Below are 12,099 nucleotides of genomic sequence, written 5' to 3'. Positions count from 1 at the left end.
AATATTACGATGGTTAGGGGTAAAATTTTTTAGCAGCAACCGGCTGCTATGTACTTGTCAAATACGCTACCGAATATCCGTCTGGCTTCTTCCCACACTACCTCGTTGATGCAGTAGCATACCCGTGGTGGATTGATGTCGCCCTTGATGATCCCGATGCGCTTCAGTTCTTTGAGGTGTTGCGACACCGTCGCCTGCGAAAGGGGCAACTCATCCACCAGATCGCCGCAGATGCAGGCTTTCTTCTCCGCCAGCAACCGCAGGATCGCCACCCGGGCCGGATGCGCAAAGGCCTTGGCCAGCTCAGCTATCCGGTTGTCTTCGGCGGTGAATTCTTCTGTCTTGGTCGCTCCCATTTACTGTACTCTTATTCGATTGATGATCCAAAGGTAATACGTTTTTGGTTAATCGTAATATTACGATTAACATTTTTTCAAGTTTTTTAAAAAAGAAAGCGGCACTGATATGACCCAATGCCGCTTTCCAAATTAAAAATATTCAGAACAGGAGCTAAACCTACTTCACCTCTTCCAGTCCCAGCTCTTCCTCCATGTACTCCTCCCACTCGCCGGGAGTGGATGGAATAGCCGAACCGGGTATTACAGCCCGGCGCGAGGGGCGCTTTTCGGGAGCTTTGATGTTCAGTGTCTTCTCAATTTTGGCACCAGCGGGCGACGTGATCACTACCTTGTAGATACCGGGGCGGATGTACAGGTTCTTGTCCTCGGCGGCTTCGAGCTTTATTTCTTTATCTTCTTTCTTCTTCGATTCGTTGAGGTACTGCTCGTAGGGAGCTCTGGCGCTCTCGTCAACGGCGAGGTTCCAGGTGGCGTAGTTGAGGCCTGCTTCGCTATCGTCGGTGAGGGTGCGGAGAACCAGGCCTTTGTCGGTCTGGATGCTGATAGTACTCTTACCGGCTGACTTTACGTAGTAGGGTATCTGGTACTGCTGAGGCTTGGCCTCCTCGTACTTGCTCAGGCGGCCCCAGCGCTCGCTCTGCGTCACGTGTTCCAGCGCAAAGGCGTACACATCCTTCTGGCGGAGGGTATCGGTCAGCTGCTGCACCAGGCTCACATCGGCTATGTAAATAGAGCGGCCGTGGGTACCTACTACCAGCTCCTTATCGCGCGGATGAACCAGCAGGTCGTGTACCGCTACGGCTGGCAGTCCACCGCCCATACGCATGAAGGAGGCCCCTTTATCCAGCGATACATACACACCGTGGTCGGTACCTACATAGAGGATGTTAGCATTGGCGGGGTCTTCTTTTACTACGTTGATGGGTTCGGCGGGCAGATCGGTACCTATAGCCTTCCAGGTCTGTCCATAATCCGGCGAAGCGTAGAGGTACGCTTTGAAGTTGTCGTTGCGGTAGCCATTCAGTGATACGTACACCGTACCTTCGTCGTGGGCGGAGGCCGCTACGCGACTCACCCACAGGTGCTGCGGCAGGGCTTCGGAGATCTTAGTCCAGGTATAGCCGCCGTCCTTTGATACATGCACCAGTCCATCGTCACTACCGGCGTACAGCAGGCCGAAATGCCTGGGCGATTCATCGATGGTTGTGAGGGTACCGTAGGGTACATCGCCCTCTTTGCCGCCCCGGGTCAGGTCACCGGATAAGGTCTCAAAGGTCTCCCCTTTGTTGAGGCTGCGGTGGAACTTGTCCGAGCCAAAGTACACCACATCCTGATTGTGCCGCGACAGGTGAATCGGTGCCTGCCAGTTGAAGCGCAGCCTGGGATCGCCGATCTCGCGGGGCATCACCAGACGCTTCATGTTGCCGTACCCGCTGCGGTTCTTGTCCTGACGGAAGTAGTTACCAAACTGGAAGCCGGTGTAGACGGTGCTGTTGTCGCGCCAGTCTACCTGTACCTGCATCCCGTCGCCGCCCATGATGGACTTCCACTCCGGCATCGGTCCTTCTTCGCGGGGCTTGGAGGTACCGTACCAAACGCCATTGTCCTGCAGGCCACCGTACACGTTGTAGGGCTTTTCCATATCTACCCCAATGGCATAAAACTGCCCCACGGGTATCGGATTGAGGTGCGACCAGTGCCTGCCTCCGTCGTAGGTCAGGTTGAGCCCGCCGTCGTTACCGTCCAGCATGTGATTGTGGTTGTTGGGATTGATCCAAAGCGCGTGGTGGTCAGCGTGTACATTCTCCTTATCCAGACTCTTCCAACTTTTACCCCCATCTTCCGACAGCAGGATAGGTACCCCAAACACTACCACCCGATTGGGATCATTGGGAGCTACGAATACCTGGCCGAAGTAGTAGCCAAAGGTATACACCAGGTCGAGGGGCTGGTCGTGGGTCTTTTTCCAGGTCTTGCCGCCATCTTCAGAACGGTATACTTCGGCGCCTTTGATAGGGGCTGAGATGAGTTCGTCGTTGGCTCCGGCCACAAAGTCGTAAAGGTCTTTTACTTTTAGTTTGCCGCTGCCAATATCGGTCTTGAGTTGCTTTGCCGAGTTCTTCTCGGGGAATCCGCTCCTGTCCAGAAACTCATTGATAATAAGGTCGGGCAGCTTCATAAACTGCTCCACCGGCATTTCCCGGAGCTGCTTAGTAGTCAGCCCCTCTTCCTCTTTCTTTTCTTCGGCAGTACGACGATCCTGATTATCCACAAAAGCGTACATGATATTGGGATCGCGCGGATAGATATCCAGTCCAATGCGGCCAACGCCTTCGCCCTGGGGGAAGCCGCTGGTGGGGGTACTCAACAACTGCCAGGTACTTCCCCCATCGGTAGACTGGTAGATGCCGGAGGTCTTGCCGCCTTCCACGAAGTTCCAGGCGCTGCGCTCCTTATGCCACATAGAAGCATAGAGTACATTAGGATTGGTAGGATGTACATCCAGATCAATGGCTCCTGTCTTGTCGTCTACAAATAGAGTTTTAGTCCAGGTCCGGCCGCCATCGGTGGTCTTATAGACACCACGCTCGGCATTGGAGCTATACAGGTGACCTACGGCTGCTACCCATACGGTATTAGGGTCGGTAGGGTGAAGAATAACTTTCCCGATGTGGTGTGTTTCTTCCAATCCCAGGTGCTGCCACGTCTTGCCGCCATCCGTAGATTTATAAATACCGTCTCCTGCGTACGAGGAGCGGCTCGAGTTGTTCTCTCCGGTACCTACCCAGATAGTCTGCCCATTGGTCTTCCAGTCTACGGCTATATCGCCAATGGTCATGGTAGACTGCTGGTCAAATAACGGAGTGAAGCTCATACCATTATTCTCAGTTTTCCAGAGGCCGCCCGAGGCATAGGCTACGAAGAAATGAGTAGGATTGGTTTCGTTCACATCCAGGTCCACTACGCGCCCACTCATGTTGGTGGGGCCAATGGATCTGAATCTGACATTACCTACCAGGGACGCCGCATCCAACTTTTTACGCTGCTCATACCTGGCCATTCGGTCAGCTGCCGTAGTCGATCCGACGCTTGAGGTTGGTACGGTAGCATCCTTCCTTTTCTTTTTCTGGGCGCTGGTACCCAATGATACACCTACCGAAAGGGCCAGTGTACACAGTAGTATTTTTCTCATTAGAGAACGATTGCTTAGTTAATAGTCTGAAGAAGTTATTCTGACAAAAGTAGAAATCAGCGCCTATATACAGGTGTCACTTACTGATTAATATCTCCGCTTCAGATGCCGGCCTGCACCTCCTGCTACTCCTGATAGAAGTAAGAAAAGCTGATATACGTGGTACTTGTGGCACATATTTTTTACATCTTTTCAAACCTTCCTCTCCTCATTATTAGCCACTTACGTATACTCGTAGGTCTCTTCTACTGACAAATTGATTCTGACACCAAAATGCCTCACTCATGAAGCGCTTGTACTGTATACTATTTCTTACTCTAACTGCCTCTTTGCTAACAACAGGACCTACCTATGCTCAGATACCCGATGAAGAGCAGGCACCTGACCCTTCCCCGCAAACCACTACCACCCAATCTGTAGCAGGAGAAATAACTGGTCGCCTGCTGCACGAACAGGACGGACAGCGCAAGCCCGTAGAGTTTGCCAGCGTGGCGCTTTTCAAGACCAGAGACTCCTCGGCGGTAGCGGGTACTATTACTGACGAAAAAGGCTTCTTTTCCATAAAAGGGATTCCCGATGGTAACTTTTACATGCTTATCCAGTCGCTGGGCTTTACCACACTCCGTCGGACCAACATAACCATTTCACCGGGTGCCCCGAGCGTTCAGCTGGGTACCGTGCTGCTGAAACAAACGGTCAGGCAGCTTGAGGAGGTGAATGTAACGGGCCAGAAAGAGCTGGTGGAATACAACCTGGACCGGAAGGTAATCAACGTGGACCGACTGCCCGCTACGCTTGGCGGTAGTGCGTTGGACATTATGCAGAACGTACCGTCGGTAACGGTGGATATGGATGGTAACCTGAGTCTGCGGGGCAGTGAGAACGTCATCATTCTGGTGAATGGCAAGCCTTCGGGACTGACGGGGCTGGACCGGCAGGCTATTCTGGAGCAGATACCTGCCAGTAGTATTGAGAGCATTGAGGTCATCACAAACCCGTCGTCCAAGTTCGATGCCGATGGAGCCGCCGGTATCATCAACATAGTCCTGAAAAAAGAACGGGCGAATGGATTTAACGGAAGTGCCCAGCTCAACATAGGTACCCGTGACAAATACAATGCTTCTATCAACCTGAACAACCGGGTTAACGAAAAACTGAACCTGTACACGAGCTACAACTTCCGCGATGTGCGCCGGTTTAACTACCGGATTATGGATCGCGAAAACTTCCGTAATGAAGAGCTGCGCTACCTCGAACAGCGTACCGATGGGATCAGCCGGGATCTGAACAATAACCTGAGAATGGGATTTGACTGGGACGCTACTTCTAAATTTGCCCTCAGTGGCTCCATCATGTACCGTCCCGAGTACGACCGTGACCGTGACCAGACGCTTTATAACAACTTTAACCTGAACCGCCAGCTATCACAGCGCATCGTTCGGAGCAATGACGAGGAAGAGCGTGGCTCGGGCTTTGACTATCAATTAGGCATACGGAAGAAGTTTGCCAAGCCGAAGCGCCTGCTGAGTATGGATGCTACCCTGGCTACCTCCAATAGTACCCAGATTGCCTTATTTAACCAAAGTACATTTGGTAATAACGGGCTGCCTTCTGATCCGGCTCTGCAGCAACGCAATACCCGCACCAACAACAACCGGATCGGCGTCGTTCAGATGGACTTTCTGGAACCGCTCAAGAACAACGGAAAACTGGAAACCGGACTTAAATATACCAACCGCTACCTGGACGGTGATTTTCTTTTTGAGAACCGCATTGGCGACGTACTTACCTGGCAGATTGACAACCGGCTCACCAACAATTTCGTCTACGACGAGCATACCAGTGCGGCTTACGCCAACTTCGGTACCGAAATGAAAAAGCTGAGCTATCAGGTAGGTGTTCGCGTCGAAAATACTATCCTGAATACCGAACAACGTACCACGGGAGATAGGTCGCAGCAGAACTACACTTACCTGTTCCCCAGCGCATTCCTGAATTATGATATCAGTAAAGCGCAGAAGATGCAGGTCAACTATACCCGCCGCATCAACCGTCCTTCGGTACGTTCCCTGAACCCATTTGTGGACCTGTCGGACCCGCTAAACATCAGCTTTGGCAACCCCAACCTACGTCCCGAACTGATCAACTCATTTGAACTGAGCCACCTGTGGTACGGTAAGAGTACATCGCTAACTACTACGACCTTCTACCGGGCCAGTACCGATGATGTGACCCGATACCGTACCCTGCGTGAAGATGGTGTAACGGAGCAGACGTTCCTCAACCTGGCCCGCTCCTACTCGTACGGTATTGAACTGGTGGCGAACCAGGATATAGCCCGCTGGTGGAAGACCAACGGTAACTTCTCCTACTTTTTCCGGAGTATCATAGGCGGTGATCCTGACCTACCCAACGTACTTACCCAGACCAACCGCAGCTGGACCGCCCGCGTCAACAACAGCTTTACCTTTGCCAAAGGCTTTGACGGGCAGCTGACTGTCAACTACCGATCCCCCTTCATCATCCCACAAGGTGAGATACTGGGCTTCTTCAACGTAGACCTAGGAGCCAAAAAGGATGTGATGAACGGTCGGGGCACTATTAACCTGCGGGTGAGTGATATATTCAACACGTTGCAGTTCCGCATTCGTACCTACGGTGAGGGCTTCGTCAGCAACATGACCGGTAAGCGCGAAACGCGGATCGCCTTCCTCGGATTTACGTACCGCTTCGGTAAGCAGATACAGCAACTCCAGCGCGACCGCCAGCGTCGTGACGAGGGCCGGGGTGACTCCGGCGGCGATACGGATGAATTTTAACGAAAAAGGAACGCCTCGAGCGTTCCTTTTTTATTGATACTCTATCGTAACTTATACCTCCCGAATATCCATCCGGATGCGCCAGTCCTTAGGCAGGTAGTTGTTCATGCGGTTACCCAGGTTTTTCATCCAGCCCAGGTTGAGGCCCCGATGCCGAGCCAGGAGCCAGCCCTTCGGTGCATCGGGTAAGATAAGGTTTTCTTTTTTAAGAAACTGAAGACTCAGATCCCGATCCAGCTCCACGTAGGGCAGATCAGAAGAAATATCAATGCTCAGAGCCAGCGGGTGCGCCGGAATGAAGTCTTTTCCTTTAAATTCTCCTACTTCACGCATCCATACACCCTGGGGGAGGGTTCGGTCCAGCGTCAGCAGATCCTGACGCAGGGAAGCCGGTGCCATAAGTACGGTATCGTCCGGGCGCTGCAGGTAAAAGAACTTGTCTGCATCTTCCAGCCAGTCACTCATAGCGGCCTCCTGCTTCCTACTAATCGGGATCAGTTTCGTAAAATTACGCTGGGGCTTACCTTGAAAGCCAAAACCCCTCATCTGACGGAAAGCCGCAAAGTAAAAACCTTCGCCACGTACGAGATGCGGGTACATCTGGTAGCCGAGGCCTTTGTTGACTATGTCCCATTCCGCCGGCAGGTCCAGCTCCACGGGCGTCAGTCCCTGCTCACGAGCCAGCCATTCGGCATTCTGCTCGTTTTCGAATTCATTATAGGTACAGGTACTATACAGCAGCAGGCCACCTGGTGCTACCAGCTTCACCGCTGCCGCCAGTATCCGACGCTGCCGCGACGAACACATCTGCACGTGATCTACCGACCATTCATTCACCGCATCCGGATCTTTCCGGAACAGCCCCTCGCCTGAGCAGGGTGCATCCACCAGTACCACATCAAAATATCCGTTCATACCCGCAAATGATTCCGGGTCGTAGCTACTGGTGAAGGTATTGGAGTACCCCCAGCGGTCCAGGTTCTCTTTCAGGATGGTGACGCGGCTGCGTATTACCTCGTTGGCCAGGAGCAGACTTCCCTCCGGTAGCCACGAGGCCAGCAGGGTACTTTTGCCGCCAGGCGCGGCACTCAGATCCAGAGCTTTGAGCGGGTGCTGACGTGGGAATACCTGACGAAGTACCTTCTCCAGTATCATTGAAGAGGCTTCCTGTACGTAGTACCCTCCGGCATGAAAGACAGGGTCCAGCGTGAATACCGGCCGCTCGGGCAGGTAATAGCCCTGCGGGTGCCACAGTACCGGACTCAACCCGGTGGCTACGTCCCCTTCTGCAACCGGTTTGGCCGGATTCAAACGGATACTAACAGGCGGCTCCGTTGCCAGAGCCGCCCTAAAAGCTTCAAAGTTATCACCCAGCTGAGCTTGCATTCGTTCCCGAAATGCTTCGGGCAGATGTACAGCCATGGCTTAAGGTTTATTGCTGTCTACGATGATGCGGGCATCCCGGTTTACCAGTTCCCATGCCGTATGGAACACCAGCTGTACAATAGGGGCCTGCTTCTCAAACAGGATCTTCTCTACATCATCGCCGGGACGGTGGTAGTCTTCGTGTACGCCGGTGAAGTAGAAGATCACAGGTACCCCCTTCCTCGCAAAGTTGTAGTGGTCCGAGCGGTAGTAGAAGCGGTTTGGATCTTTGGGATCATTGAAAGTATAATCCAGCTTGTAGTTGACGTACTTGCTGTTGGCGGCTTCGCTGATGGCGTGCAGCTCCGACGAAAGCTTGTCCGAACCAATTACATACACGTACTTATGATCATTCTCATGCGCCTTGTCTACCCGCCCGATCATATCGATGTTCAGGTTGGCGATGGTGTTGGACAGGGGCAGCAGCGGATTCTCCGAGTAGTACTCCGAACCAAAAAGTCCCTTCTCCTCCCCTGTCACCGTCATGAACAGGATGCTACGTCGCGGTCCGTTTCCGGCCGCTTTGGCCTGACTGAATGCCTCGGCCAGCTCCAGGATAGATACAGTACCCGAACCATCGTCATCCGCTCCGTTATTGATTTGTCCATCTGGTGAAATACCGATGTGATCCAGGTGAGCGGTGATGACCAGTACTTCATCTTTCTTATCAGTACCTTCCATAAAGCCCGCTACGTTTTCCGTTTCGATGATTTCGTTTGTGCGCTCTGCTTTCAGAGTTACAGTACCCGCAGGACGTCCCTTGGTTACTGTCTTACCGGACTTGTTAATATCCTGCTTCAGCTTATCCAGATTTTTAGTGCTGGTCTTGAGCAGATCGGCAGCGATCTCGGGCGATACCGTGAAAGCGGCTGTATTGCTCAGCGACTCCTCGATGGGCTTCATGGTCATGGAGTTGATCCGGCGCGCCATGACCGAACGCTGACGTACCTCCTGATCAAACTCCGACCCGCTATTATCAGAAACGATGAATACGTACTTCGCACCTTTGTTCAGGGCGGTAGCCACCTTACGCTGCCACGAGGAGGGGCCGCTCCAGTTAGATCGTTCAGCGCCACCGCTTATGAGGTAGTTGTCTTTTTCATCCTTCGGCTCTCCGTCAAATACTACTACGGCTTTACCTGATACGTCCAATCCATTGTAGTCGTTGTACTTGGTGCCGTCGATCCCGTAGCCCGCCCACACGGTAGGTACAGTTACCTCCCCGGGGGTACTCAGCAGACCACTCAGGTAAAAATCTTTGTTCAGATCGTACTTCTGACCGCCCACCTTCACATATACATCGCCCCAGCCGCGCCGGTACAGGTTGTACTTCTGGTAGTACGACAGAGAGCCATCTGCTTCGGTAGCAATGGGCGTTAGTCCATACTGTTTGAAGTGCTTTGATACATAGTCAGCCGCTTTTTTCTGCCCCGGCGAACCGGTATCACGACCTTCCAGGCTATCCGAAGCTATAATAACGAGGTGTTTCTTGAGGTCGGCCGGGGTAATGGTAGCGGCGTATTTGGATGCTACATCCTGCGCCTGCGCCACCGTAGCCATCGTAGCCAGCATCCCCGCCCAAATTAGTTTTTTGTTCATTGATACCTGTTGTATGTCTTAATATAGTATACAAACGTAGAAATCAGCTTGTTCATTTGTTTGTAAGACAAATAACGCAAATCTGTGGGGGAAAGTGAAATCGGGCTAGTACTTACCTGTTGGATACGTTTGGTAGAAGTTACTATATTTGAAATAAGAATTTCAGGGAAACCGTTTTTAGGTAAACAGAACAGTTATGACAGCAATGGAAAAGGAAACGTTAAAAAAATCTTTGCTCCATTTGGCCCAGGAAGAGCCTGACTTTTTAAGGGAGCTGCTGCTGGAGGTAAAGGAAGACCTGAAAAAAGCCAGGAGAAAGCGCCTGGAGGAGATTGTTGAGGAGGACTTCAGGGAGTATGATGAGGTTTTCAAGGCTCTAGCCTAATGGTACATTACCTGGAAAAGGAAGATGTCATCTTCATCAACCAAAGAACAGTAGCTAAACATGGCGGCAATTTTGTGCCGCCTCATAACTTTCTGCACGAAGAAAATTTAGATTACCTACTCGAAGCTGTTCAGGCAGAGCTCTTTGGTGAGCCACTCTATCCGACTATTTCGGATAAGGCTGCTCTTTATTGCTTCAGCATCATTGGCAACCATATCTTCACCGATGGCAATAAGAGAACAGGTTTAGAAGCAGCTCTCGCGTTTCTAAGGTTGAATGGAATGAGGCTTAATAGAAATTTGCCACACAACGATTTGTATAACTTTATCATAAAAGTAGCTTCCGGCCAATCCAGCCTGGAAGAGTGCAGGGAGTGGTTCAAAGCTAATTCCATCAAGGTTTTGTAGTATACAAAGCCCTTCTTTTGTTTTAAGTGACCTTAACATTAACCTAGCAAACAGCTTCCACTCTCGTCCTCCCATACGACTTTTATAAGTCCATCGAAAAAATTATAGATCAAGACTATATATACTTCATGAAGAGATTCTATTTCGTTACAGTCCTACTACTCCTGCCCTGGCTACAAGTGAAAGCCCAGAACACCGGCGTACTACAGGCAGACTCGGTGAAAGGCACCACCATCAGCCGCCATATCTACGGACACTTTGCGGAGCATCTGGGCCGCTGCATTTAGGGTGGGTTTTATGTAGGTGAGGATAACACCAAAATCCCACAGACCAATGGCATTCGTAACGATGTGGTGGATGCGCTGAAGAAACTGAAAATCCCTAACCTACGCTGGCCGGGCGGCTGCTTCGCTGACACCTACCACTGGAAAGACGGCGTGGGTCCCAAAGACAAACGCCCCACGATAGTGAACACTTGGTGGGGTGGTGTGACAGAAAACAACAGCTTTGGTACCCATGACTTTCTGAACATGTGTGAGATGCTGGGCACGGAGCCCTATCTGGCCGGCAATGTGGGCAGCGGCACTGTGCAGGAACTGGTGGACTGGGTACAGTATGTAAGCTTTGCGGGTAAAAGTCCTATGTCGGACTGGCGGCGGCAGAACGGGCGTGACCAGCCCTGGAAGGTGAAGTACTGGGGAGTGGGTAATGAAGCCTGGGGCTGCGGCGGCAACATGACACCCGACTATTATGCCAACCTGTATCGCCAGTACGCTACCTACATGACCGGCTTTGGTGATGCCAAAAACATGTTCCGGATTGCGTCCGGCGCCAATTCAGACGACTATAACTGGACGGAGGTACTCATGAAGAATATCCCGGCCAACCTCATTAGCGGGGTGGCGCTGCACCACTATTCGGTCATTGACTGGAATAAGAAAGGTCCTTCTACTGCATTCACAGAGCAACAGTACTTCACCACCCTGCAACGCGCCTGGAAAATGGAGGAACTGGTAACGAAGCACTCCGCCATCATGGATAAATATGATCCCAAGAAAAATATTGCCCTGGTGGTGGACGAATGGGGCGGCTGGTATGATGTAGAGCCCGGCACTAATCCTGGCTTTCTGTACCAGCAAAACACCATTCGGGATGCCATGATCGCGGGTATAACCCTCAATATATTTAACAACCATGCCGATCGGGTGCGTATGGCCAATCTGGCGCAGGCCATCAATGTACTTCAGGCTGTTATCCTGACCGAAGAAGAAAAAATGGTACTGACGCCCACGTACCACGTTATGGAGATGTACAACGTGCACCAGGATGCTACCCTGATCCCCCTTCAGCTCAAGACAGCCGACTACGTGCTGGGGCAGGAGAAACTGCCCGCCGTTACCGGTTCGGCATCAAGGGATGCGGCCGGCCGCACCCATATCTCCTTTACGAACATTGATGCCAAGAAAAGCCAGACCGTCACGCTGGACCTGCGGGGAGCCACTTTTGCTACCGTCACGGGACGCGTTTTGGCATCCAAAAACATCCAGGATCATAACACCTTCCAGAACCCGGACAGGATAAAACCAGTCTCTTTCAAAGATGCTAAACTCAGGAAGGGCAGCCTGGAAGTCACTCTTCCCCCGGCCTCCGTGGTAGTGCTGGAGTTGAAGTAGTATTTATTGGATGTTAGTAGCTATGAGTATCTAAGCTTTACAGTTTTCCGCGGGTATCCCTACCCTGGTTCCCATCCGTGGTTCGCACCAGAGGCAGGGGTATCCGTAACATTGAGTAGTGGCGCTTCTACTCTTTGTACTATTGATGCGTGAATTAATCCGTAAAGAATGCAACTTCCTTCTTGCGGAAGAATACTTGAATTAAGGCTGGATCTTCCTCCAGCAAGTTTATCTGATCC

General features: G+C 51.8%; 8 protein-coding genes and 1 pseudogene. 4 read left to right on the top strand and 5 right to left on the bottom strand.

Features of this window, described 5'->3' with window-relative positions; genetic code table 11:
* Positions 1-29 precede the first annotated feature (29 nt).
* Positions 30-356 (bottom strand): ArsR/SmtB family transcription factor, encoded by a 327-nt coding sequence (locus tag JTN23_RS23300; protein ID WP_247237486.1) that lies wholly within the window; start codon positions 354-356, stop codon positions 30-32.
* A 160-nt stretch (positions 357-516) separates the two neighbouring features.
* The gene (locus JTN23_RS23295) at positions 517-3,552 is read right to left on the bottom strand and encodes a WD40/YVTN/BNR-like repeat-containing protein (RefSeq protein WP_247237485.1); all 3,036 of its coding nucleotides are present in this window, start codon (positions 3,550-3,552) and stop codon (positions 517-519) included.
* A 329-nt stretch (positions 3,553-3,881) separates the two neighbouring features.
* Here JTN23_RS23295 and JTN23_RS23290 point away from each other — a divergent pair, with 329 nt between their 5' ends.
* Positions 3,882-6,371: a TonB-dependent receptor gene (locus tag JTN23_RS23290; protein ID WP_247237484.1), complete on the top strand. Its 2,490-nt coding sequence runs from the start codon at positions 3,882-3,884 to the stop codon at positions 6,369-6,371.
* A 51-nt stretch (positions 6,372-6,422) separates the two neighbouring features.
* Here the strand turns inward: JTN23_RS23290 and JTN23_RS23285 are convergent, their stop codons facing one another.
* The gene (locus tag JTN23_RS23285) at positions 6,423-7,793 is read right to left on the bottom strand and encodes a methyltransferase RsmF C-terminal domain-like protein (RefSeq protein WP_247237483.1); all 1,371 of its coding nucleotides are present in this window, start codon (positions 7,791-7,793) and stop codon (positions 6,423-6,425) included.
* 3 nt (positions 7,794-7,796) lie between these two features.
* On the bottom strand, positions 7,797-9,395 hold the full coding sequence (locus JTN23_RS23280; protein ID WP_247237482.1) for a M28 family peptidase: 1,599 nt from the start codon (positions 9,393-9,395) through the stop codon (positions 7,797-7,799).
* Between the two features lie 196 nt (positions 9,396-9,591).
* Here JTN23_RS23280 and JTN23_RS23275 point away from each other — a divergent pair, with 196 nt between their 5' ends.
* The 3 genes and pseudogenes from JTN23_RS23275 to JTN23_RS23265 all read left to right on the top strand — a co-directional run bounded on the left by JTN23_RS23275 (position 9,592) and on the right by JTN23_RS23265 (position 11,860).
* On the top strand, positions 9,592-9,780 hold the full coding sequence (locus tag JTN23_RS23275; protein WP_247237481.1) for a hypothetical protein: 189 nt from the start codon (positions 9,592-9,594) through the stop codon (positions 9,778-9,780).
* Positions 9,780-10,187 carry a type II toxin-antitoxin system death-on-curing family toxin gene (locus JTN23_RS23270; protein WP_247237480.1) on the top strand — a complete coding sequence of 136 codons (408 nt, stop codon included), beginning with the start codon at positions 9,780-9,782 and terminating at the stop codon, positions 10,185-10,187. The genes JTN23_RS23275 and JTN23_RS23270 overlap by 1 nt, the downstream gene beginning before the upstream one ends.
* Before the next feature lie 128 nt (positions 10,188-10,315).
* A pseudogene (locus JTN23_RS23265) lies at positions 10,316-11,860 on the top strand (alpha-N-arabinofuranosidase).
* Between the two features lie 59 nt (positions 11,861-11,919).
* On the opposite strand, the gene JTN23_RS23260 reads toward JTN23_RS23265, so the two are convergent.
* The coding region (locus tag JTN23_RS23260) for a hypothetical protein (protein ID WP_247237479.1) at positions 11,920-12,099 on the bottom strand (180 nt) is incomplete at its 5' end.

Source organism: Telluribacter roseus (genome assembly GCF_017355915.2).
Lineage (GTDB): Bacteria > Bacteroidota > Bacteroidia > Cytophagales > Spirosomataceae > Telluribacter.
The sequence above is the reverse complement of the archived record's forward strand: the minus strand, read 5'-3'. Positions and strand labels throughout refer to the sequence as shown.

What these genes read in the sequence shown, in the direction of transcription:
- JTN23_RS23300 (WP_247237486.1), bottom strand. Translation starts at nt 356, where the DNA reads ATGGGAGCGACCAAGACAGAAGAATTCACCGCCGAAGACAACCGGATA.
- JTN23_RS23295 (WP_247237485.1), bottom strand. Translation starts at nt 3,552, where the DNA reads ATGAGAAAAATACTACTGTGTACACTGGCCCTTTCGGTAGGTGTATCA.
- JTN23_RS23285 (WP_247237483.1), bottom strand. Translation starts at nt 7,793, where the DNA reads ATGGCTGTACATCTGCCCGAAGCATTTCGGGAACGAATGCAAGCTCAG.
- JTN23_RS23280 (WP_247237482.1), bottom strand. Translation starts at nt 9,395, where the DNA reads ATGAACAAAAAACTAATTTGGGCGGGGATGCTGGCTACGATGGCTACG.
- JTN23_RS23275 (WP_247237481.1), top strand. Translation starts at nt 9,592, where the DNA reads ATGACAGCAATGGAAAAGGAAACGTTAAAAAAATCTTTGCTCCATTTG.
- JTN23_RS23270 (WP_247237480.1), top strand. Translation starts at nt 9,780, where the DNA reads ATGGTACATTACCTGGAAAAGGAAGATGTCATCTTCATCAACCAAAGA.